Consider the following 20,722-nt stretch of genomic DNA (forward strand, 5'->3'; position numbering starts at 1 on the left):
GAGCGCAGCGAAGCAATCCAGAAATGTATCCGCAGAAAAATTCTGGATTGCTTCGCTGCGCTCGCAATGACGACCTCGGACGTCATTGCTTTGCCGCGAAGAGCAATTCACCCTGTGAGCAGAATGATTTGGGAGGAGATCCGATGACGCCGCTCGAGAAAATTAAAGCAATGAAGATGCCGTTTGCCGAACTCAAGGGCGTCGAGTTCGTCGAGGCCGGGAAAGATCGCGTGGTGGCGCGGATGACGGTCAGGCCTGATCTCTGCACGCTTCATCACACCATCCACGGTGGCGCCGTGATGGCGCTGGCAGATTCCGTCGGCGCAGCGGCCACCGTGATCAATCTGCCGGAGGACGCCAAGGGCACAACCACGCTCGAGAGCAAGACCAATTTTATCGGCGGGGCCAAGGAGGGAACAACGGTGATCGCGACCGCCACCCCAGTCCACAGAGGCCGGCGGACCCAGGTCTGGACCACCCGGCTGGAGACCGAGGACGGCAAGCTGGTTGCCGTGGTGACGCAGACCCAGCTGGTCCTCGTGTGAATACGGGGGCTTGATTCCATTAACGAATTAGTGGCCCCCGTGCCCGAAACTTTGGGCAGGTTCCGGTCTTGAAAAGTTTGTTGCGATGCACAATATTGGAGGCCTAGGGATTCGAACGCCTCCTCGAGGGACACCAAGAGGAGTTTTGACTTGTCACTCGCAGCAGATTTTGGACTTGAAGTAACCAACCGCCCGAAGTCCGTTCAGGGCTACGTGCGGACCTTGAGCCAGCAGGAAGAATTGCCGCTTTTGCGCGATCACCTGCTGAGGCTCGATGCCGAAAGCCGGCACGACCGCTTCAACGGTTTTCTCGACGACAGTTTTATCGAGCGTTACGCCGCCCGCTGTGCCGAGGACGGCACCGTTATTGTCGCCTATATCGTCGATGGCGTGGTCCGCGGTGCGGCCGAGCTGCATCCGCCCGAGGGCGATTCGCTGCCCGAGGTCGCCTTCAGCGTGGAAGCTTCGGCGCGGCGCCAGAACGTCGGCACCGTGCTGTTCAGCCGCCTGATCGCGGAAGCGCGCTGGAAAGGCTACAAGCGCCTGCGCATCACCACCGGCGCCGAGAATCACCCGATGCGCGCGCTCGCCAGGAAGTTCGGGGCGCATCTGCAATTCCGTCATGGCGAATCGACCGGCACGATCGATCTCGCCAAGGCGCCTGAGGACGAACTCGCTGATCTCGCGGCCTCGCCATTCAGGGCCGGCCGCGCTCTTATCAGCTTCAACTCGACCTGCTGGAAGATCATCTCCAGCATCTACGGCAATCGCGCCGCCTGACCTGAAAAATCCGATTGGAATCAAAAAAGCGGACCGGCAAAACCGGTCCGCTTTTGTATTGTATGTAGGGACTAGGCCGTCAGGTGCCGGTGCGCTTGTCGTTGCCGAAGCGGCGCACGACACGGCGTTCGACCACCACCGAGCGCTGCGCACCCTGTTCGCCGGCGATCACGCGGGTCGAGGTGATGCGGCTGTTGGTGCGAACCTGCTTCTTGACCTCGGCCTGGACGACATCGAGCGGCATGCCCATCAAGGCTGCGGCGATCTCGGCCTGCTGCTCCTGATCATCGGTGATGCCGACGGCGGCGAAGATCGCCTCGTCTAAGGTCGGGGGATCGTGGCGCACGCGCCGCGTGCCATATTTGGTATTCCAGTCTGCGTTCATAACGGCCTCGTTTCGATGCCGGGATACCTAGTGCCGTCTATGTTGCATTGCAATATGAAATCGGTGTGGCATCTCAGCTATGCACCGGTTGGGTGTCAGGGTAGTGACGGGAGACCGGCAACATCCGCAACCCGCTGTTGTGGCCAGCGTTTCAGCGCCGCCTGGCCAGCTTCCGTCAGCCCGTAGATTCCCCGCTCGGTGCGTTCGAACCAGCCATACACATTGTTAAGCATGATCTTGCCGGCATCGGGACAGCGCCGGCGCAATTCGCTGACCCGCCGCGGGCCTGCCGCGAGCTCCGAGGCGCAGGCCAGTGCCTGCTGCCGATAGGCCGTCATGATCGGCGCGCGCGTGCTGCCGCCCAGCGCCGGATCGCCCTGGCGGCGCTGATGCTCTGCGACCAGGCGCGAACGGACCTTCGGCTCCCGGCGTGCGGCTGCCGTCGGCGGCTTCACCAGCACCTCGACCTGACCGCGGTCGGTCACCCCGAGCATGCCGAAGCCGAGGCGGCGACAGAGATTGCGATAGCGTGCGTCGGTCTCGCGTCCCTTGCCGCGCGCTGACATCTTTGCGGCAATCCAGACCTCATCGCCGGCCGGTGCACGATCGACCGCCTGAAGGATCAGCTCGAGATTGAAGGTCAGCTTGAGCTCGCCGATCACCACCACCGGAGGATCGCCGGCGCTGAGGCCCACGAGATCGCAGCCGCCGATCTCGCCCTTGACCGTGAAGCCGAGCTCTTCGAGGAAGCGTTTGACAGGCAGATAGAGCGTGGTTTCCAAAGGAAGCTTCCGAATGTCACGTTCGATCGGAGAATCAGTCTGCGTCAGTTTAGCCCCGGAATGGACTTAGAGCTCTGCGCCATTTGATCGGGAACAGATGATCCGGCTATCCTGCGGGTGGGACAATCGGGCGCTTCACGAAGATGACCATCAGGAATGGGCTCTATCATATCCGCATCGAAATGCTGGATGCCGTCCAGGGCGGCAACCAAGGCGTCATGGTGATGCGCGACGGCACCATGCGGGGCGGGGACTCATTCTTCTTCGCCTACGGCAGCTACACCTCGGCCGATGGCAAGTGGAAGGGCGAGCTGACCAACGAGGAGCATTCCCCCTCGTTCGACGAGCGCCCGGTGTGGGGCCGCAAGGTCGTGACCATCGGCTTCAGTGGCACTTACAATGGCGAGACCGCGTACGGCGAGGGCATCGCGCTCGCCGGCAAGCAGAGCATCCGTTTCAGAGGCCATCTCCGGCTCTTGGTGCCGGATTGATTACACCCGCCCGCCAACCGGGATCAGCGCGCCGGTGACGCCGCTGGCGGCATCGCTGGCGAGGAACAGAATGACTTCGGCGAGTTCCTGCGGTGTCACCCATTTGGCGAAGTCGGCCGTCGGCATGTCGGCGCGGTTGGCCTTGGTGTCGATGATCGAGGGCAGCACCGCGTTCACGGTCACTTTGCCTTTCCACTCGCTCGCCAGCGCCTCGGTGAGCCGGTGGACGCCGGCTTTCGACGCCGCATAGGGGCCCATGCCGGAGCCGGCCTGAAGCGCGCCCATGGCCCCGATATTGACGATGCGGCCGGCCTTGGACGCGGCCAGATGCGGCAGGGCCGCCTGCGAGGCGTTGAGTGCCGTCAGCACGTTGAGCGCATGCATGCGCTGCCATGTCTTGACGTCGCCGTCGCCGACGGTCTCGAAGACGAAGCCACCGGCGATGTTGACCAACACGTCGAGCCCGCCAAAGTGTCTCGCCGCCGCCTCGACCGCCGTCTTTGCTTGTGCTGCGTCGGACAGATCGACGCCGCCGATCTCGATGCGCTCAGGCATCGCGGAGATTTGCGATGGCGCATGGTCGATGCCGGCCACGCGCGCGCCGCGTGCCAGCGCGGTCTCGGCGACCACCTTGCCGAGCGCGCCGAGTGCGCCGGTCACGATCAGAACCTTGCCTTGCATCATTGTTCTCCCGGCACGGCCGCTTAAGATTTACGGCCGCCTACGATTGCAGATAGCGCGCCTTCAGTGCGATCCGCTCCGGTGTGCCGAGCTCGAGACCGTCGCGCAAGTAGGTTTCGAGATCGCCATACTCGCTACCGACGGCCTCGAAAGCAGCCGCAAGATACGAGGCCTCGACCTTGCCGATCGCGTCGAGAACATCGGCGGGAAGATCGGAGACGTTTGATGCGTCGCGCTTGTAGTGCTGGTTGGTCAGCAGATAATCCTCGGCAATGACGTCATCAGATACGCCGAGCGCATGCAGGATCAGCGCGCTGGCAAAGCCGGTGCGGTCCTTGCCGGCGGTGCAGTGGATCACGAGCGGCGCGCGGTCCTCCAGGAGATGCCCGAACAGGTTGCGAAAACTGGCCGTGTTGTGGCGTACATAGTTGCGATAGGATTCGCGCATGAGTTCGAGCGCGACCGGCGCGGTCAACCTGCCCCTGCCGAGCTCGGCGCGCAGCGCAGCCACGACTGTCGGCTCGATCGGCAGCGAATGCACGGCGATCTCGTTGACCACGCAGACACCCGCCGCGCGTTCCTCGACGCCGCGAAAATCGAAGGCGCTGCGCACGCCCAACGCGCGGACGATCTCGATATCGGCAACAGTGAGCTGGCCGAGATGGTTGGAGCGGAAGATCTGCCGCCATCGCGTGATACGGCCATCTGCGGTCGGATAGCCGCCGAGGTCGCGAAAATTGCTGGCGCCTTGCAGGGCGAGATGGCGGGCAGGGAAGTCTTTCATGGAGGTGTCTTGTCAGGCATCTGAAACGGTCTGTGATCACCTGCGCGACCATATAATCCCGCAATCAAGTCCGGAATGGAAAAGGGCCGAAACACCGTTGTTTCGACCCTTTTTCGAACTGACGCCGGGCATCGAGAGACCGCGGCGGTATTGAACCGAACGCAGGCATCAGCGATCCCATTTCGGCTTGGCTTCATCGACTGCTTCCTGATGGTACCAGCTGCCGCTGCAAATCGTCTCGTTCACGGGGAGCGAGGCGTGGTTGGCGGGAAGGCGGGTCTCACCGTTGCGGCGCCCCCCGAGAGCCGAGCGGCCCCCGACCGGGAATTGGTAGATCTGTGCAGATCCGTGACTCAGTCCATTGTTCATCATTGCGGTATCTCCCGAGATCGCAGCGCTGGGCCTCCATGGTGCGCCCGACTCGTTGGCTTGTGGTTACTGGAATCCCCATATCGGCCGTGCATTCCGAAATGCAAAGTGCTGAAAAGGAAATCACCCTTGGCCTATTTTGTAGGCAGACTGCATTCTGCTTCCTCTAAGGCAGCGCTCGGGTGGCTAACGCGTGGGCCGTTGCGAAGGTTGCGGGCGACGGTCGCAGTCTTGGCGAATATTGCCCGACGTTGATGCGCGTTTAGCCGGCAACCTTAAACCCGGGTCGGCCTGCTTCAGAATCGGGCGATTTCCGCGGGATTTTTGCGATGCAGCTTCACGCAAAGGTGCGCCGCTATGACGCACGGCGCACTGGCCGATCCGCCGGGAGGGAAGAGGGGGCCGGCGGCGGTGTAAAACCTCCCGCGCTGCGGCCTTTTGGCACGTTAAATGCTTGGAAAGGGTCGGCCGATGTTGGCCGGGTAAACAATCGTGCGGGGGCCTGCGGCCCCCACCTTTCGCATCATCTACAGAGAGGCTCAATGACCAAGTATAAGCTCGAGTACATCTGGCTCGACGGATATACGCCGACTCCGAACTTGCGCGGCAAAACTCAGATCAAGGAATTCGCGTCGTTCCCGACGCTCGAGCAGCTTCCGCTCTGGGGCTTCGATGGCTCCTCCACCCAGCAGGCTGAAGGCCACAGCTCCGATTGCGTGCTGAAGCCGGTCGCGGTGTTCCCGGATGGCGCCCGCACCAACGGCGTGCTCGTGATGTGCGAAGTCATGATGCCCGACGGCAAGACCCCGCACCCGACCAACAAGCGCGCCACCATCCTCGACGATTCCGGCGCCTGGTTCGGTTTCGAGCAGGAATACTTCTTCTACAAGGACGGCCGTCCGCTCGGCTTCCCGGCCTCGGGCTATCCGGCGCCCCAGGGTCCGTACTACACCGGCGTCGGCTTCTCGAACGTCGGCGACGTCGCCCGCAAGATCGTCGAAGAGCATCTCGACCTCTGCCTGGCTGCCGGCATCAACCATGAAGGCATCAACGCGGAAGTCGCGAAGGGCCAGTGGGAATTCCAGATCTTCGGCAAAGGCTCCAAGAAGGCCGCTGACGAAATGTGGATGGCCCGCTACCTGATGCTGCGCCTGACCGAGAAGTACGGCATCGACATCGAGTTCCACTGCAAGCCGCTCGGCGACACCGACTGGAACGGCTCCGGCATGCACGCCAACTTCTCGACCGAGTACATGCGTACGGTCGGCGGCAAGGAGTACTTCGAGGCGCTGATGGCGGCCTTCGACAAGAACCTGATGGACCACATCGCCGTCTACGGCCCGGACAACGACAAGCGTCTGACCGGCAAGCACGAGACCGCGCCCTGGAACAAGTTCAGCTACGGCATTGCCGATCGCGGTGCTTCGATCCGCGTGCCGCACTCCTTCGTCAACAATGGTTACAAGGGCTATCTGGAAGACCGTCGTCCGAATTCGCAGGGCGACCCATACCAGATCGCTTCGCAGATCCTGAAGACGATCGCCTCCGTGCCGGCCGACAAGAAGGCCGCCGCCTAAGATCCTCCCGGCCCGGGCTGGGGGGCTGGCCCGGGTTGGACTTCGATCCGCCGAAGCCGAAAGGCTTCGGCGGATTTTTCATTTTGCTGACAGCCGTTGCGGAGACTCATCGGACCTCATGGCCGGAAACTTGTCCATCGCCGCCGAAAGCGGGATAGAGTGCGTCTGGGTGCGCGCAGGGCCGGGGACGGCTGGTGTTTGAAGGCTTCTACAAGGTGAGATTTCAGCTCGGCGACCGGGTCGGCCGGAGCGTGATGCATGCCGGCAACGGCAAGATGCTCGGCGGCAATTCGGCCTTCGCCCATATCGGCACCTACGTGAAGACCGAAGCCGGCGTCGACGTCGTGATCAACACCGTCCGCCACAACCCCGATCCGAACTATCGCGCCATGGCGGGCACGGACGATGCGACGTTGCTTGCCAAGGGCTGGGCCGACGGCGATCTCTATCGCTTCAAGGGCGAGCTCAAGGAGCTGCCCGGCGTACCCTTTCAGTCGTTGATGACACCGATCACCGAAGACGAGATGCCGATCGCCGGCGGTGTCGGCGAGGCCGGTATCGCCGACGGGCTCTACTCGGTGCATCTGCGCATGCTCGATGGCGTCGACGGCGGTCTCACCGGCGTGATGCTGCTCAACAAGGGCCGCATCCTCGGCGGCGATGCATCGTTCTATTATCTCGGCAGCTACACCGCCGCCAACGGGCGCTGGAAGGGCCAGATCCTCAATCAGGAGCACACGCCGGCCAAGGACGATCCGATCTTCGGCGGCCACGAGGTCGGCATCGGCTTCTCCGGCACCTATGATGCCGAAGAGGCGGTGGTGGAGGCAACGGCGCTCGCCGGCAAGCGCAGCCTGCGCCTGACCGCCGCGCTCAAGCTGATGCACCGCGCCTGATCGTCACGGGAATCGCTGATGGAAACAATTCGCATGCTCTCGACGCTCGGCCTGATGGGCGCGATGCGCAGCCTCTCCTCCGCGTACGAGACCGCGACCGGCGTCCACATCGATGCCGATTTCGCGCCGACGCTGGCGCTGCTCAAACGGTTGCGCGACGGCGAGGCCGCCGATCTCGTCATCCTCACCCGCGAAGGGCTCGACGAGATGATCGGCGAGGGCCGTGTGATCGCCGAGAGCGCTGCCGATCTCGCGCGCTCCTTCGTCGGCATCGCGGTGCGGGCAGGGCAGGCACATCCCGACATCGCCACGGCATCCGCACTGCGCAACACGCTGCTCGCGGCGCGGTCGGTGGCCTATTCGCGACTGGGGGCGAGCGGGGTCTATTTCGCCCGGTTGATCGCGCAGATGGGGATCGCGGAAGAGATCAACGCCAAGGCCACCATCGTCGAGCAGGGCTTTACCGCGGAGCGGCTCGTGAGCGGCGAGGCCGACCTCGCGGTGCAGCAGATCAGCGAGCTGAAGCAGGTCGAAGGCATCGAGGTGGTCGGCCCGATCCCGCACGATCTGCAAACGCCGGCCGTGTTCTCCGCCGGTCGGATGACAAACGCCGAGAACGCCGACGCCGCTGACCGGCTGCTGCGCTATCTGGCATCGCCCGAGGTGGTCCCCGTGCTGCGCCAATCGGGACTCGAGCCTTGAATTTGCCGAGACTGCGACGCAACCTGGCGTCCATGCGGACTTTCCTCGTTGCCATCCTTCTCACGCTTGCGGTGCCGTTGTCGGGGCATGGGCAATCGGCCGACCTCGTGCTGTGCGACCGGGTCGCGGCCGATCCCAGCGATCCCGACAAGCCGGCCGACGTCAGGGGCGCGACCGAGATTGCGGCCTCCGACGTTGCGACCGCCATCAAGTTCTGCAAGCAGGCCGCGTCGTCGTCGCGGCGCGCGATGTTCGCGCTCGGCCGCGCCTATGCGGCCAACCGGCAACCGGCGGACGCGATGGCAGCCTGGCGCAAAGCTGCCGACAAGGGATCGAGTGCGGCGATGGTCGAGCTCGGCGTGGCCTACGGTACCGGCTCCGGCGTCGCCAGGGACGAAGCGCAGGCGCGGAAATTGTTCGAGAAGGCGGCGCAGGCCGGCAATCCCCGCGGCATCAGCAATCTCGCCGCGCTCGGCGGCAGCGGCGGTGCCGCGCCGGCCGATCCCGCACAGGCGCGCGCATTGCTGGGCAAGGCCGCCGAGACCAACGCGGAGGCGCAGTACCAGCTCGGCATGATGCTCTCCGAAGGCACGGGCGGGGCGAAGGACGACGCCGCGGCGCGCGCGCTGTTCGAAAAGGCTGCCGGGCAAAACCATCCCGGCGCGCTGGAGCGGATGGGCGCCTTCGCGCAGGAGGGCCGCGGCGGGCCAAAGGACAAGGACGCCGCGAAATCCTACTACGAGCGCGCCGCAGCGCTCGGCGACGAGGATGCCAAGCAGGCGCTGGAGCGGCTGCGCTGTCCCTATGCGATCAAGGACAAGCAGGGCAAGCTCGTCACCACGCTGTGCTTCTAAAGCCCGATGAACGCGCTGTAGATTTATTTGTGAGCATGATCTTTTCGGGAAACCGCTGCGCATTTTTCCGGATCATGCCGTAGCGCCTCGGCCGGCGGGTTCGAAGCCGGCTTTGGTGAGTGCGCAAGGACCGTTCGCGACCGGCCAAACAAAAAAACTCGAAAAACAACCCCATGCACAGTAGCCAAGTGGTTGAAATCACAGGCCTGCAAATGGTGTGAAATCGCCATATGCGGAATTGCCGAAATTGCTTGCGCCGTCGGGCAAAACAGGCGCATGATGGCATCATGGCAGGGCGTGGCTTCGCGAATGGCCCTGCGCGAAAAAGCCCGATGGTCTTGATGCGATGGCAGTGCTAGGTAGCGCGTGCTTTCCTTATGATTTTGCGGGTCACTTGCGTTGCTGGACGGGCTCTACAAGGTTGAATACGGCGTCAACGATGCCTTCGGCCGCAGCATCATGTGCATGCATGATGGCAAGCTGCTGGGCGGAAATTCGGCCTTCGCGCATCTCGGAAGCTATTTCGAGCGCGACGGCGAGATCATCGCCGAAGTCATCACCGAACGGCACAACGACGATCCCAACTACAAGCCGCTGATGGGGGCTGATGTCGCCGCGATCGGCGCGCGCGGCCGACTCGTCGGCAACCAGATCCGTCTCGCGGGCAGCGCGGACACGATGCCGGGCGCCGGTTTCTGGGCCAATCTCACGCGGCTCGATGACGAGGGGTTGCCGCCGCAGGGGACGATCGGTCCAGGCGGGGTGGTGAACGGGCTCTATGCGATCCATCTGCGCGCGCTCGACGGCGTCGATGCCGGGCTCTCCGGCGTCATGCTGCTGATGGACGGCCGCATCCTCGGCGGAGATGCGTTCTTCTACTATCTCGGCTCCTATTCCTCGGCTGACGGCCGCTGGAAGGGCGAGATCCTCAACCAGGAGCATACGCCGGCAAAAGGCGAGAACCCCGTGTTCGGCGGCTATGAGGTCGGGATCGGCTTCTCCGGAACCTGCACGGCGGACAGCGGCGAACTCGAAGGCATCGCGCTCGCCGGCAAGCGCAGCCTGCGGCTCGCGGCCTCGCTCAAGCTGATGCGGCGGGCGTAGGGCGGTTACTCAAAGATTTGGGATCTCCGCTCGAGAGGCTCAACAGGCCTGACGTCCGAGCCGCGGCAATGTCGGCAAGTGACCCCCAAGCGGACATATCGAAATCAGGACAGATCGAAACGGCCGAGACGAGAAGCACTGCGGCTCAGCTAGGGAAGTCCTTTTGTCATCGTAAAGGGATTCAACCCACGTTCCGCAAGGGCAGCCCACGAAGCTGCGCCAAGATGTGACAATCGGAAATAGTTTCGCGGCTTGGTCGGGTCGGTGTCCAACACGAACCCCGTCGGTAACGCGCGGACAGTCGTGGCATAGAACCCACCATCGGGCGACCTCTGGGATTCGATGACAGCGATCAGCGATTCTGCCCTCTTCGTCTTGCCGAGCAATTTCATCAAGAGAGCCATTTGGCTCGTACCTTCGGTCCACACACCGTCTCGGTCTTCACCGTAAGAAAAGCCTCCGCCGACACTCATTCGCTGTTCGGCGGTCGTCATTGCCGATGCAAATTTCCCGGCCGCTCCGTGAAGCGCTGTTAAAGGCCAGATCTGGGCATCCAGAGCCAAAATCGGATTATGCGTGACACCGTCTTCAGCGGTTCCTGCGGCGAAACAGACGCACCCCGGATCCCACATCGTATTTACAAAGTACTCGGCAACCGTTGCCTTATCGCGCCAGCGCGAATCGCCTGTGCGGATCGCAAGAAGGCCAAACGCGGCGGCGAGGTCAGTATTATGTTCAGTCGATTTCCACGTCCGCACTTCCGGCGTCGGTTCGTGCCCAAACGTACCTCCCGTGAAACCGCCAGTACCGCGCGTATCGGCCCATTGCGCGACCCAAGCGCCAAGCCGCGCTGCACCATCGCGAAACGGGGAGCCGGTGTTCACATCATCAATCGACAGCAACGCCAACATGGCCCATGCCATGTTACCAACATCGCTTCCCACCTGATATCGATCCTCCAACCATTCGTTCCGATTATTGTCCCACCAACCCGGAAGTTTGGCGGAGCCATTCGCCACCACACCCGCGGCGTAAGCGTTTCGGAGCCGTCCATCATGCCAGGTCCGGTCATTATCGACGGCCCAGAGGATCGCCGCGCCCATCCGACTTGCTTTGTCTCGCTCACCGCAACCGACCAACGCGATGACGGCCACCGCATTGTCATAGAGGTATGCGGCGCCATGGAGAGGCCCCGATTCCACGGTCGGATAGCTGGGCAAAAACAACGGCCCTGGCTGCGCCTTATCAATTTGACTAGCGAGGTACCCGCATGCAGACGCTTCCGGTGTTGCCAAAGCCCGTAGTGGAGCGGTGGCTAAAATGATTATGAAGGTCGTTACGATCCATACGAAGGTTTCTATTCGGGCCACTTGGCCGTTCTCCAGGGTGGACGATGATTCTATATACCCATCGGCGAAGTCTGGAAGTGGCCCCATCGCAATCGCGCTTGCGGTGCCCGCTCATGTCCGAAGTTGAGGGTAGACCGCCCGCCCTGACTGCCCACGGCCGAAACCGGCGCTATTGACCCACCGCGGAGTCCGACGCATCGAGCTCCCCCCGAGGGTGTGGACGGTCGGGTTCCGATACTCGGAACTCATCGGGATCGCAACGGGATTCACATGCCTTAATGAAGCCGCGCACGACCGCTGCTTTAATTCGCGGTTCGGTAGCGAATTTGAGTAATGGGGGCGATCATGCAGGACTTTCAAGCTGAGCTGGCCTCTCGGCTCAACGACCTCTATTGCCGGCTCTCAGAACTGGAAAATCTTCGACTTCAGATCGAAGATGCGGAGCGATGCCATCGGGCTGTGATTGCACCGCCGCCCCTCGCAACTATTTCGCCGTCAAGCTCGAAAAGAGCCTGCACTTCGCTGAGGGAGCGGACGCGCTTTTGACCACCCGTGGCGGACATCGCTGTGTTGAGCTATAAGCGCAGGAGCGAACGTCCTTTTGGCATCATCTGATGGAGCAGCAAGGTCAGTGGCAGGTCGCTGGTAGTGCGCCCGAAGTGTACGAACGGGAGTTGGTCCCGGCTGTGTTTGGGCCATGGGCCCCCGTCCTGATAGACCTCGCTCGGCCGAAGCTGGGCGAACGCGTAGTCGATATTGCTTGCGGCACTGGAATAGTGGCGCGCCTCGCGGCGGTGAAGGTGGGCCCTACCGGGATCGTGACGGGCATCGATCTCAATCCTGGCATGTTGAACGTGGCACGATCGCTCGGGATGGCCGATGACGCTGCCTCGGTTCAATGGCAGGAGGCCAGTGCAGACAAACTGCCGTCCGCTGACAGCGCGTTTGATATTGCGTACTGCCAACTCGGCCTCCAGTTCTTCGCCGACAGACCAGCTGCTTTGCGCGAAATGCGCAGAGTTCTATCTTCAAGGGGAAGGCTCGCCCTCATGGTGTGGTGCGGCATCGATCAAAGTCCCGGGTTTGAATCTTTAGCCAAAATACTGGAGCGCCACATCGGTCCAGCGGCGGCCACAATCATGCGAGCTCCATTTGGACTCGCCGATGCCGATGAGCTGAGCCGACTTGTCGCTGCTGCGAACTTTCAGGATATCACGGTTCAACGGAGGGTCGGTGCCATCGAGTTTCCATCCGTCGAACGATTTGTATCTAGCTATGTTGCGGGTTCGCCACTGGCCAGTCATGTATCGCAAGCAAGCGAGGTGGCTCGCGAACACCTAGCCGAAGATACCAAGTTGGAGTTGGGAAAATACGTGGGTAGTAGCGGGTTATCGTTCCCGATAGCAGCTCACCTACTCACCGCAACCGCTTGATACGTCCGCTGCTGGCATGGCCCTTAGCGGACCGCTGGCCTAGCCGCGCGGCCCCCGAGGGAGTGGATGATCCGCCGGTTTGCACGGGAACTTTTGTGCACTTTTGCACTTATCAGTCCTGCCGCGATGGTCGCGCTGATCAAGCGCTCCATCGAACTCCTCCAAGCATCAGCTCCTAAAGTTCAAAGCCGAATGCCATCCGGTCGTCGACCTCCGAGCGATGCACCGTCCTGAGGGGAGTGAACTTCATCCATCCTTGCACGATGAGGCTTGAGCGGGGGGCTCATTTGGCGATGCCCGCTTCTGGCCCGTGGCTGACCTCAGCCCAGAGCGCGGCGATGTCCGCTTCGTGCAAGTGACCCGACCAAGGTTATGCTGGCTGAAGAGGGCAGCCTTTGACCCCTGGCAGACCTAGGCTGGGCGCTTGCTCGAGCTGGTCAGCCGATCATGACACATCGGCTGCAGTATGCCGTACATCAGTGTCCGCCATAACCATTCGACCGGGCCGTACCTGTACCGGTCTAACCACCAACCGCTGACAAATACCTGGCAGACGTAGACGAAAAGCCCGATAGCCAGTGCTTCGGCCGCCCCGAGCTGCCCAAATAGCCCGAGGCCGTATCCGTAGAAAATCCAGCCAAAGATCATGGACTGAGCGAGGTAATTCGTGAATGCCATGCGCCCTAGCGGCGCAGCCCAGCCCAGCAATCGCTTGCCGTTCGCCAGATCGGCGACGGCGATGATCATTGCACCGTAGCCGAAAGCCAGCAGGATCGTGCCGGTGGGAGTGGCCAGTGCGCCGAGACCGACGCCCGCTACGACGCCGCTTACTCTTAGGAGGATCAAGACTGCGCCTAGCCCAGTACAGCTGATTGCTGTCAAGAACAGGAGTGGACGATCTCGCTTCCTCAAGGCATTGCTGCGCCAGACGAGGGCACCAATCAAAAATAGCCCTATCGTCCGCGGGAATACGTAGATGTGGAGAGGAACGATCACGGGGATTTCGCTGACCCGGAACGCCAGCACCTGCCCGAAGCTGCCCCCTGCATAGACCTGATTGGCTTCAAGCACATGGCGTTGCAACGAAGCCAAGCTGGGAAACAATCCAGGAGGGGACCACACCTGCATGCCCAAATACAGCGCCAGGAATGTCGCCGCGCCGCATGAAAGCAGCCAGCGGGGGCCAAACAGGAATGGTAGGACGACTAACCCTGCGATCGCATATTCGGTAAGAATGTCACCATTCCAGATCAGGAAAAGGTGAATCAGTCCAAACGTCAGCAAGGCGATCAGACGGCGAAACAACAGAAGCGCGCGATGCGGGTTCGTCGAGAGGTGCTCATCTTGAATGGCAAGTCCAACTCCGAATAACAGTGAGAACAGGGCAAATGCCTTCATATCGACCGCGAGCATCAAGACTGTCTCGACCGCGCGGTCAAACGGAGGTCCCGGTCGCCCGGCGGGTAAGAACTGCTCGAAGATTGAGACGCGGAATTCAGTGACGACGTTAATAGCAAGGACGCCGAGCAACGCCAGGCCGCGAAGCACATCGATAGTTTCGATGCGCTGCCTTGGGTTTACAGGGCCGGAGCGGCTCTCACAGCTTATGGCGACCATTGCACGAGCACTATAGGTTGGGGGAGGAGATTGGGCCAGTTCAGTTCTGGTATTGGCCTGCAGCGGACTTCGGTGCATCGGTACTAGAGAGCCTATGGTCGTGGATTCCGGGAGGAGAGCTTGAAGAACATTCAGATTATAGATCGCGCGGTCAACGCGACGTTCAGCTTGTTTCAAGCGACCGATGATGAGTTCGCTGCTATCTTTCCCGGCCCGGGCCAAGACATGGAGTTGATTGAGGACTTTACCGAACGCGCTGGGGAAGAGCAGGCTTTGCGAATATTGTCGCCCGTATGGGAGCGCCCCATTTTGAAGCGCGATGCGCAAGGTGTCCACGGGACGCTGTACTTCGAGTATGCCGACCGGAGGCAATCTCTTCCGGAATCTAAGAGAGAGGTCGATTGGCCCGATTCTTACGTTAATCTTGCGCAGCGCAAGCTGTTTGCCAGCAAACGTTAGGGCCTGTATCTGGCCCTGCGACTCGCGGCGATGTCGGCTTGTAACCCGTTGCAGACGTTCGGACGACCAGCCAGATTATAATTGTGAACAACGTCACAGAGCCGAAGCTTGCCTTTTGGCAAGCTCTACCTACGCTGCGCACATGTTGTTCGAGGCTGCGATGCGCGCGTTTCCCTGCGTTCTATTGGTCTTTTTCATCTTGCTTGCTTGCGGCTCAGCGGGAGGCGGACCGACGTGCAAGCTGCGCGAGGCTGGTAGCGGCAGTCAATGCGGCACAGTTCGGCCAAGTTTGATCCGAGAGTTCGCTGGCGAATGGGGGCACTGACGGCCAAACTGTATTGGATCTGTGCTGCCGTACTCGGCTGCTTGATGTCGCCTGTGCAAGCTGCCGGTGTTCAGCTTCTGGATACCGATCCAAATCTGGCTGGCGCTATATGGTACCCTTGCGCAGCAGCGGCGCAACGAGTGCCCCTCGGCAAACTCACTGTCCAATTCATTGATTCGATTGAAGGTACGAAGGACTGTCCCGTCACAGGAACGAACTTGCCACTCGTGATCGTCTCGCACGGACGCGGCGGTTGGTTCGGACAACACGATGACACGGTGCAGGCCCTGGCAAACGCTGGATTTGTCGTCGCCTCGATCAACCTTCCGGGTGACAATGGAAACGATTCCTCGCAACGAGACAGCCTTTCCATTCTAGCAACCCGGCCCGCCAGCATTATCCGATTGCTTGATTTCATCTTGAATGACTGGAAAGACCGGGCTGCGATTGATTCCTCCAGGATCGGCTTCTTTGGGTTTTCGCTCGGCGCCTATACCGGATTGGTGTTGGCGGGCGGCAATCCCGATCTCCGGAGATTTGCGCTCTACTGCTCGGACGCGAACCGAACGCGGGCATGCGAGCAACTCCGTAGCGGCGACATACCCAGCAGCTTGCCTCACGAACCTCGTATCCGAGCCGCAGTGCTCGCCGATACGGCAATTAACTTCGCCTTTCCCGCCGACCGCTTGGCAGACATCACAATCCCGCTTCTGATCTGGCGATCAGAGTTTGGCGGCGCAGGCGTAGACCCGAAAAACTCAGCGCTCGTTGCTCAGTCGCTGCCCGGCAAAAAGGAAGTGCGCGTGGTGCCTGCCGGTCATTTTGCTTTCCTGTCGCCATGCACGGCAGAGTTCGCGGAGAAGCTTCCTCGCTTCTGTACTGACCCGCCGGGTTTCGACAGGACGGCATTCCATCGCGAGTTCAACGCCAGCATCATCAATTTCTTTCGAGAGACTCTCGTTCGCCAGGGCGAGAGCCGTTAGCAGCCGATCTATGAGCGCGATGGACGGCCGCATCCTGGGCGGCGATGCGTTCTTCTACTATCTCGCGGCGAGCTCGAAGGCATCGCACTCGCTGGGAAGCGCAGCCTGCGAGCATCGCTCAAGCTGATGAGGCGGGCCCAGAACGGTTACTCAGAGATCTCGGATGTCTGCCGAGAGGGTAACGCAGGCCTGACGTGCGACCGCGGCGAGGTCGGCAAGTGAGCCCAAGCTGACGTTTGGCCCAATATCATCACGTTTGACGAGATCATTAGTTTATGCTTATCATTAGTTATGGCTAATGATAGATCCGCTACCGTAACGGCAACCCTTCGGCGAAGCATGGCGAAAGACAGCGTGCAACTGGCCGCTCTGGGCGATTCGACCCGCAGACGAATATTCGCATTGCTGGGCGCGCGGCCGCGCACTGTCGTTGAACTCACCCGTGAACTGACTGTCTCCCAGTCAGCCGTCTCTCAGCATCTGAAGGTGCTGCGCGAATCTCATTTGGTTCGTGCCGAGCCGAAGGGAGCCAGCAACATTTATCACATCGATCCAGCGGGGCTCAGCCAGATGCGCGCCTGGCTTGACCGGTTCTGGAGCAGCACACTGGCTGCGTACAAAGTGGCCGTAGAAAAATCAGTGGAGGACCAGAAATGAGCATCCGTGTATCGGCGGCACCCATCAAACAATCGATCGTGGTTGAGGCGCCTATCGAGCGCGCGTTTAAGGTCTTTACGGAAGACTTCGGCAGCTTCAAACCACGCGAGCACAATCTGCTCTCCGTGCCCATCGCAGAGACCGTGTTCGAGCCCCGGGTCGGCGGTCACATCTATGATCGAGGTGTCGACGGCAGCGAATGCCGCTGGGCGCGTGTGTTGGCTTTTGAGCCGCCGAATCGCGTGCTTCTAAGCTGGGACATCAGCCCGCGCTGGCAAATCGAAACCGATCCAGACAAGACCAGTGAATGGGAGGTGCGGTTCATTGCCGAGACGCCAAGCCGGACTCGATTGGAACTTGAGCACCGTCACCTCGAACGTCATGGCCAAGGTTGGGAAGGCGTGAGCGAAGGCGTTGAAGGCGATCAGGGTTGGCCGCTCTACCTGAAACGGTTCGCCGAGCGGATAGCCCGCGAGGCTTGATATCCGCGTAACCTATGCGACGTGATCGCATTTGCGGAGGTCCTTATGACAGCCTACTGGCTTAGCATTGTCGGGGTGCTTGCCCTTTGCCTCCTGTCAATTTTGCTGGCGGTCTATTCAGGATTCTCCAAAGGCAGGGCCGGGGCACTCTCCGGACCTGTCTTGCCGTTGGATGACGATAACCTGCTGTACCGGATCGATCGCGTCCACATGAACGCAGTGGAGGCGCTGCCGCCTTTTGTCGTCCCGACAGTCCTGGCTACGTTGGTAGGGGTAAGACCCGTCACGCTTGCAACGCTTGTATGGGTCTATGTCGCAATTCGTCTGATCCACGTTGCGGTCTATTTGCGCGGCGGTAACGCGGCCAAAGGCGGCAGCGTCAGAACCATTCTCTATGTTTCAGGTGCCCTCGTAACGGTCATCCTCATTGTCGTAACCGCCCTGGCAGCCATCCACTAGGGTATCAACGCTGGCCGCCTGACGACAGCGGCTTTTGGCCCGAAGCGAGTGATCTGTGCAATTCGCAAGTTGTGGCCCTGCAGACGTGGGCTGCAGCGTGAAATTCAGCATGATCTGATGAAGCTGCTGAACTGGAAATTCTGTACCGATTGCCACGGCGTCGCGTGCTTATGACGCCGATGATCCGTCAATGTGAAGCCGGCGCCGAGCAGTGCGGTGATGCTGTCAGCGGTGTGACGTGTCACGGGCAAGCCGCTGCATTTCTCCGGACCATCGATTGCGAATGTGCCGATGATGACATGACCGCCAATTTTTACGGTTCTTCGGACGCACGCGACATAAGCCGCTTGTTCTTCCGGCGCGGTGAGAAAATGGAACGCTGCACGGTCGTGCCAGATGTCATAATGGCGCGCTGGCTGCCATGTCGTCACATCGGCGACGATCCAATGCACGGCGTCGCCAGCGGCACCGAGCCGTGCACGCGAGGCCGCGAGCGCCGCGTCGGACAGATCAAGGACGGTCAGATCTGCATATCCAGCCGCCAGCAGCGCATCGACCAGCCGAGCCGCCCCACCGCCGATGTCAACAATCGGTGAGGTAAGCTCTGCGGCGGCCAGTGCGATCAATTCGAGCGAAGGCGACGGGCTCTCCTGGAACCAGCTTAACTCGCGTTCGCCCTTGCTCTCGTATACGTTCTCCCAATGGGCCGCCCGGCCTGAAATCGTCATGAAACCCGATCCCTTCCATGCTGACCCCGCCAATACTCGACCGCAAGCATTACTCCATCCCTTCAGTGTTCTCGCCCTCGGCGCTCCTGCGTGAAGCGCGGCGACAGCGCGGCCTGCCACGGCAGGATGTCCGGAGGTCTGCATTCTAGACCCGGACGGCGATCTCGTCAGGTGACCCAAGGCGGACCATGACCTGCAAATTCCGAGCTGGCGATCACTTCTAAGATTGCCTCGTTGAGCCGGTTTCCCACGCTACCGGCCCAAATTGATTTAGAAGTGGCCCAAATTCGTTCCTGTATCTGGAACTGAGTATCTGGTTTAGAGTCTCGTGATCGCCGCCCGGTCCTTGGCTTTTATCGGTGACAGAGAGTCCTGCACGCTCCCGCCTTTGACAATCGCGGTGAGCTATGTGTGAGAAATGTGACGAGATCGACCAGCGCATTGCGCGGTACAAGTACATAGCATCACGTATCACCGACCGAATTACGCTCGATGGCATAACCGAATTAATCGAAGCTGCGCCTGCCAAGAAGGCCGCTTTCCATTGCAAACCCGAGCAACAGTGAGGCCGCGTTGAACCTAAACGCCGGCGGTCCGACCAATGTCTACTGGAGGATTGCGGTTTCCAGTTCCAACGTGGCGCCACTGAGCATTATTGGGCTTGGTGGCGTTTTCGTTTAGGGGGAATTTCGAAACTCAGAGCGGCCTATTTCGACCTCGATAGGGGCGCTGGCCTGTTTCCCACCTCAGTGGCCCGGTTTGATTTTAGCCCCGTCCTGCCTTTCTTTGTCGCAATCGCTCAGCTTGTCCAAGGCATCAGTGGCTTAACCCACATATAGGGCGTAGACTCAGCCGATCACCGCCCCGCCATCGGCATCTATCGGTGACTGAGAGTATCGCGCTCCCGCCTCCTACCCGGAGAGCACTATGCGCACCAAAGCCGTACAACCCACATTGTCGTTGCAGAATAGGCTTATGCTCGAGGCTAACCGCCTCGAAGGCGATGCAAACAGGCTGCCCCCATGGCCCCCTTCGGGAAGCCATGATCCGCGCAGCGGGACTAACCGAAAGTGCGCATCGAATCGAGAATTGGCTGTCCTCGGCAACGTTTACGAGCGCCAACGTGACCAACGATCGCTGTCGTATTCATCTTCCTGCATCTCAGCGAGGTCCGAGACGAGCCAGAAAGGGAAGGGCATCCAGGGCGGCCCTGCGGCTTCAGCCGTTATCGCAGCCTGCCGAGCCACAGCGCGGCGAGGGACTGGCGACTGCGCACGGCGAACTTGGCGTAGATCGACTTGACGTGGAAATGCGTGGTGTTCGGACTTTGCTCGAGCTTCTGCGCGGTCTGCCTTTCCGTGTCCCCGGCGAGCAGTCCGAGCAACACGCGGCGTTCAGCGGGTGTGAGGGGCGCGTTGGCGATGAGCAGTCCGTGGCTGAGCAATTGTTGACGGTGAAACCATCTCAAGGCGCGCATCACGAAGCCCAGACGCTGGCCGTCCTGTGCCGTAAAGCGGGGTTGCTGCGCATCACGAAATACGAACAGGCGAATCCTCAAATCGTCATTGAGCGCAATGCGCACGGAGATGCTGTCGGCGAAGCCGACGTCCAGATAGTGGCGCCGATAGTGCTTGCCCTTGAACCATTCCGGCGGCAGCGTTTCGAACAGCAGGCGGACGCGGAACGGCTCGTCGCCCGACATTGACAGGATCTGGGACAGATCGACGTCGTCGGACCAGAGCGTATCGTACTGCTTCTGCACGGATGCCGCCACCGCCGGTATCGGGTCCAGCACCCTGACGAGACGCGGACGCCAGCCGAGCAGGGGATCGGTCCGCTTCGGCGAAGGCAATCGCACGACCACGCCCCACAGCACATTGCGTGCCGACAACATGGTGCGCAGTGCGGACAGCAGGTGGGTCAGCGCAGCGTCACTGTCGGCGACCGAGAAGTCGGCCAGCTGATCCCAGAGCGCATAGACGTCTTGATTTAGCGGATCGATGGGATCCGTGGAGAGATGCATGTCATTTCCAGATTGTGCCGGCCGCCGAGCTCAGAGGCGACCCCAGAGGCCTCCGACCTGCGCGAGCATACATAAAGTACAGCGAACCACCTTTCCAGGTAGTTCTCAGATGCACAAAATGGCGCGATATCGGCCCGGTTACCGGGAATACAGATTCTCTCAGCGTAACGACATTGGGAGATCGACGACGCGTACAACGACGGGCGCGCGCCGGCCTAAAAGGCCTGGCGAAGGCCGGACGGAGAGGCGACGGCGGC

Annotated in this window: 23 protein-coding genes; 14 read left to right on the forward strand and 9 right to left on the reverse strand. The window is 61.1% G+C overall.

Annotated elements, in window-relative coordinates; all coding sequences use genetic code 11:
* Positions 1-143 precede the first annotated feature (143 nt).
* Together ACFQX9_RS21935 and ACFQX9_RS21940 are read left to right on the forward strand one after the other, a co-directional pair.
* The gene (locus tag ACFQX9_RS21935) at positions 144-545 is read left to right on the forward strand and encodes a PaaI family thioesterase (protein WP_085352975.1); all 402 of its coding nucleotides are present in this window, start codon (positions 144-146) and stop codon (positions 543-545) included.
* A gap of 150 nt (positions 546-695) precedes the next feature.
* Entirely contained in the window at positions 696-1,325 is a 630-nt protein-coding gene (locus ACFQX9_RS21940; RefSeq protein ID WP_085352977.1) for a GNAT family N-acetyltransferase, read from the forward strand.
* 79 nt (positions 1,326-1,404) lie between these two features.
* Here ACFQX9_RS21940 and ACFQX9_RS21945 read toward each other — a convergent pair whose 3' ends face one another.
* Both ACFQX9_RS21945 and ACFQX9_RS21950 read right to left on the reverse strand, forming a co-directional pair.
* Positions 1,405-1,710, reverse strand: a complete 306-nt coding sequence (locus ACFQX9_RS21945; RefSeq protein WP_007591844.1) for a hypothetical protein — start codon at positions 1,708-1,710, stop codon at positions 1,405-1,407.
* A gap of 95 nt (positions 1,711-1,805) precedes the next feature.
* A complete protein-coding gene (locus tag ACFQX9_RS21950) occupies positions 1,806-2,492 on the reverse strand; it encodes a DUF2161 domain-containing phosphodiesterase (protein ID WP_377790447.1) in 687 nt (228 codons plus the stop codon).
* A 143-nt stretch (positions 2,493-2,635) separates the two neighbouring features.
* On the opposite strand from ACFQX9_RS21950, the gene ACFQX9_RS21955 reads away from it, so the two are divergent.
* Positions 2,636-2,983, forward strand: a complete 348-nt coding sequence (locus ACFQX9_RS21955) for a hypothetical protein (RefSeq protein ID WP_377790449.1) — start codon at positions 2,636-2,638, stop codon at positions 2,981-2,983.
* Here the strand turns inward: ACFQX9_RS21955 and ACFQX9_RS21960 are convergent, their stop codons facing one another.
* From ACFQX9_RS21960 to ACFQX9_RS21970, 3 genes are all read right to left on the reverse strand, one after another.
* Positions 2,984-3,664, reverse strand: a complete 681-nt coding sequence (locus tag ACFQX9_RS21960; protein ID WP_377790451.1) for an SDR family oxidoreductase — start codon at positions 3,662-3,664, stop codon at positions 2,984-2,986.
* Between the two features lie 40 nt (positions 3,665-3,704).
* Positions 3,705-4,448, reverse strand: a complete 744-nt coding sequence (locus ACFQX9_RS21965) for a tyrosine-protein phosphatase (RefSeq protein ID WP_377790453.1) — start codon at positions 4,446-4,448, stop codon at positions 3,705-3,707.
* A gap of 168 nt (positions 4,449-4,616) precedes the next feature.
* On the reverse strand, positions 4,617-4,820 hold the full coding sequence (locus ACFQX9_RS21970) for a DUF2735 domain-containing protein (protein WP_007591835.1): 204 nt from the start codon (positions 4,818-4,820) through the stop codon (positions 4,617-4,619).
* 539 nt (positions 4,821-5,359) lie between these two features.
* On the opposite strand from ACFQX9_RS21970, the gene ACFQX9_RS21975 reads away from it, so the two are divergent.
* From ACFQX9_RS21975 to ACFQX9_RS21995, 5 genes are all read left to right on the forward strand, one after another.
* The gene (locus ACFQX9_RS21975; RefSeq protein ID WP_018456321.1) at positions 5,360-6,394 is read left to right on the forward strand and encodes a glutamine synthetase beta-grasp domain-containing protein; all 1,035 of its coding nucleotides are present in this window, start codon (positions 5,360-5,362) and stop codon (positions 6,392-6,394) included.
* Positions 6,395-6,588: 194 nt separating this feature from the next.
* Positions 6,589-7,290, forward strand: coding sequence for a GrlR family regulatory protein (locus ACFQX9_RS21980; RefSeq protein ID WP_085352980.1), 702 nt, complete (start codon positions 6,589-6,591; stop codon positions 7,288-7,290).
* Between the two features lie 18 nt (positions 7,291-7,308).
* Positions 7,309-7,992 carry a substrate-binding domain-containing protein gene (locus ACFQX9_RS21985; RefSeq protein ID WP_085384882.1) on the forward strand — a complete coding sequence of 228 codons (684 nt, stop codon included), beginning with the start codon at positions 7,309-7,311 and terminating at the stop codon, positions 7,990-7,992.
* A 32-nt stretch (positions 7,993-8,024) separates the two neighbouring features.
* The gene (locus ACFQX9_RS21990; RefSeq protein WP_377790457.1) at positions 8,025-8,846 is read left to right on the forward strand and encodes a tetratricopeptide repeat protein; all 822 of its coding nucleotides are present in this window, start codon (positions 8,025-8,027) and stop codon (positions 8,844-8,846) included.
* A 399-nt stretch (positions 8,847-9,245) separates the two neighbouring features.
* Complete coding sequence (locus ACFQX9_RS21995; protein WP_018456325.1) at positions 9,246-9,950, forward strand: GrlR family regulatory protein; 705 nt, start codon at positions 9,246-9,248, stop codon at positions 9,948-9,950.
* A 149-nt stretch (positions 9,951-10,099) separates the two neighbouring features.
* Here ACFQX9_RS21995 and ACFQX9_RS22000 read toward each other — a convergent pair whose 3' ends face one another.
* Entirely contained in the window at positions 10,100-11,320 is a 1,221-nt protein-coding gene (locus ACFQX9_RS22000) for a hypothetical protein (RefSeq protein ID WP_377790459.1), read from the reverse strand.
* 593 nt (positions 11,321-11,913) lie between these two features.
* Between ACFQX9_RS22000 and ACFQX9_RS22005 the strand changes: the two genes are divergently transcribed.
* Positions 11,914-12,732, forward strand: a complete 819-nt coding sequence (locus tag ACFQX9_RS22005) for a methyltransferase domain-containing protein (RefSeq protein ID WP_377790461.1) — start codon at positions 11,914-11,916, stop codon at positions 12,730-12,732.
* 411 nt (positions 12,733-13,143) lie between these two features.
* Here ACFQX9_RS22005 and ACFQX9_RS22010 read toward each other — a convergent pair whose 3' ends face one another.
* Positions 13,144-14,349 (reverse strand): DUF418 domain-containing protein, encoded by a 1,206-nt coding sequence (locus ACFQX9_RS22010; protein WP_377790463.1) that lies wholly within the window; start codon positions 14,347-14,349, stop codon positions 13,144-13,146.
* 120 nt (positions 14,350-14,469) lie between these two features.
* On the opposite strand from ACFQX9_RS22010, the gene ACFQX9_RS22015 reads away from it, so the two are divergent.
* From ACFQX9_RS22015 to ACFQX9_RS22035, 5 genes are all read left to right on the forward strand, one after another.
* Positions 14,470-14,808 carry a hypothetical protein gene (locus tag ACFQX9_RS22015; RefSeq protein ID WP_085352988.1) on the forward strand — a complete coding sequence of 113 codons (339 nt, stop codon included), beginning with the start codon at positions 14,470-14,472 and terminating at the stop codon, positions 14,806-14,808.
* Between the two features lie 552 nt (positions 14,809-15,360).
* Positions 15,361-16,116: a dienelactone hydrolase family protein gene (locus ACFQX9_RS22020; protein ID WP_247821688.1), complete on the forward strand. Its 756-nt coding sequence runs from the start codon at positions 15,361-15,363 to the stop codon at positions 16,114-16,116.
* 339 nt (positions 16,117-16,455) lie between these two features.
* Positions 16,456-16,773: a helix-turn-helix transcriptional regulator gene (locus tag ACFQX9_RS22025; protein WP_018456332.1), complete on the forward strand. Its 318-nt coding sequence runs from the start codon at positions 16,456-16,458 to the stop codon at positions 16,771-16,773.
* Entirely contained in the window at positions 16,770-17,255 is a 486-nt protein-coding gene (locus tag ACFQX9_RS22030) for an SRPBCC family protein (RefSeq protein ID WP_204511026.1), read from the forward strand. Before ACFQX9_RS22025 ends, ACFQX9_RS22030 begins: the two co-directional genes overlap by 4 nt.
* Before the next feature lie 45 nt (positions 17,256-17,300).
* Positions 17,301-17,714 (forward strand): MAPEG family protein, encoded by a 414-nt coding sequence (locus tag ACFQX9_RS22035; RefSeq protein ID WP_247368676.1) that lies wholly within the window; start codon positions 17,301-17,303, stop codon positions 17,712-17,714.
* A gap of 104 nt (positions 17,715-17,818) precedes the next feature.
* Here ACFQX9_RS22035 and ACFQX9_RS22040 read toward each other — a convergent pair whose 3' ends face one another.
* Both ACFQX9_RS22040 and ACFQX9_RS22045 read right to left on the reverse strand, forming a co-directional pair.
* Positions 17,819-18,442 (reverse strand): class I SAM-dependent methyltransferase, encoded by a 624-nt coding sequence (locus tag ACFQX9_RS22040; RefSeq protein ID WP_377790467.1) that lies wholly within the window; start codon positions 18,440-18,442, stop codon positions 17,819-17,821.
* Positions 18,443-19,667: 1,225 nt separating this feature from the next.
* Positions 19,668-20,465: a LuxR C-terminal-related transcriptional regulator gene (locus ACFQX9_RS22045; protein ID WP_377790469.1), complete on the reverse strand. Its 798-nt coding sequence runs from the start codon at positions 20,463-20,465 to the stop codon at positions 19,668-19,670.
* Positions 20,466-20,722: the final 257 nt, after the last annotated feature.

This window comes from Bradyrhizobium sp. GCM10028915, from assembly GCF_042666195.1.
In the GTDB taxonomy this organism is placed as follows: Bacteria; Pseudomonadota; Alphaproteobacteria; order Rhizobiales; family Xanthobacteraceae; genus Bradyrhizobium; species Bradyrhizobium canariense_D.

Excerpts from the sequence above, each read along its gene's own strand:
- ACFQX9_RS21970 (WP_007591835.1), bottom strand. The coding sequence starts at position 4,820 with ATGATGAACAATGGACTGAGTCACGGATCTGCACAGATCTACCAATTC.
- ACFQX9_RS21990 (WP_377790457.1), top strand. The coding sequence starts at position 8,025 with ATGCGGACTTTCCTCGTTGCCATCCTTCTCACGCTTGCGGTGCCGTTG.
- ACFQX9_RS22045 (WP_377790469.1), bottom strand. The coding sequence starts at position 20,465 with ATGCATCTCTCCACGGATCCCATCGATCCGCTAAATCAAGACGTCTAT.
- ACFQX9_RS21935 (WP_085352975.1), top strand. The coding sequence starts at position 144 with ATGACGCCGCTCGAGAAAATTAAAGCAATGAAGATGCCGTTTGCCGAA.
- ACFQX9_RS21965 (WP_377790453.1), bottom strand. The coding sequence starts at position 4,448 with ATGAAAGACTTCCCTGCCCGCCATCTCGCCCTGCAAGGCGCCAGCAAT.
- ACFQX9_RS22030 (WP_204511026.1), top strand. The coding sequence starts at position 16,770 with ATGAGCATCCGTGTATCGGCGGCACCCATCAAACAATCGATCGTGGTT.
- ACFQX9_RS21955 (WP_377790449.1), top strand. The coding sequence starts at position 2,636 with ATGACCATCAGGAATGGGCTCTATCATATCCGCATCGAAATGCTGGAT.
- ACFQX9_RS21945 (WP_007591844.1), bottom strand. The coding sequence starts at position 1,710 with ATGAACGCAGACTGGAATACCAAATATGGCACGCGGCGCGTGCGCCAC.
- ACFQX9_RS22010 (WP_377790463.1), bottom strand. The coding sequence starts at position 14,349 with ATGGTCGCCATAAGCTGTGAGAGCCGCTCCGGCCCTGTAAACCCAAGG.
- ACFQX9_RS21975 (WP_018456321.1), top strand. The coding sequence starts at position 5,360 with ATGACCAAGTATAAGCTCGAGTACATCTGGCTCGACGGATATACGCCG.
- ACFQX9_RS22005 (WP_377790461.1), top strand. The coding sequence starts at position 11,914 with ATGGAGCAGCAAGGTCAGTGGCAGGTCGCTGGTAGTGCGCCCGAAGTG.
- ACFQX9_RS22025 (WP_018456332.1), top strand. The coding sequence starts at position 16,456 with ATGGCGAAAGACAGCGTGCAACTGGCCGCTCTGGGCGATTCGACCCGC.
- ACFQX9_RS22035 (WP_247368676.1), top strand. The coding sequence starts at position 17,301 with ATGACAGCCTACTGGCTTAGCATTGTCGGGGTGCTTGCCCTTTGCCTC.
- ACFQX9_RS21960 (WP_377790451.1), bottom strand. The coding sequence starts at position 3,664 with ATGCAAGGCAAGGTTCTGATCGTGACCGGCGCACTCGGCGCGCTCGGC.
- ACFQX9_RS22040 (WP_377790467.1), bottom strand. The coding sequence starts at position 18,442 with ATGACGATTTCAGGCCGGGCGGCCCATTGGGAGAACGTATACGAGAGC.
- ACFQX9_RS21985 (WP_085384882.1), top strand. The coding sequence starts at position 7,309 with ATGGAAACAATTCGCATGCTCTCGACGCTCGGCCTGATGGGCGCGATG.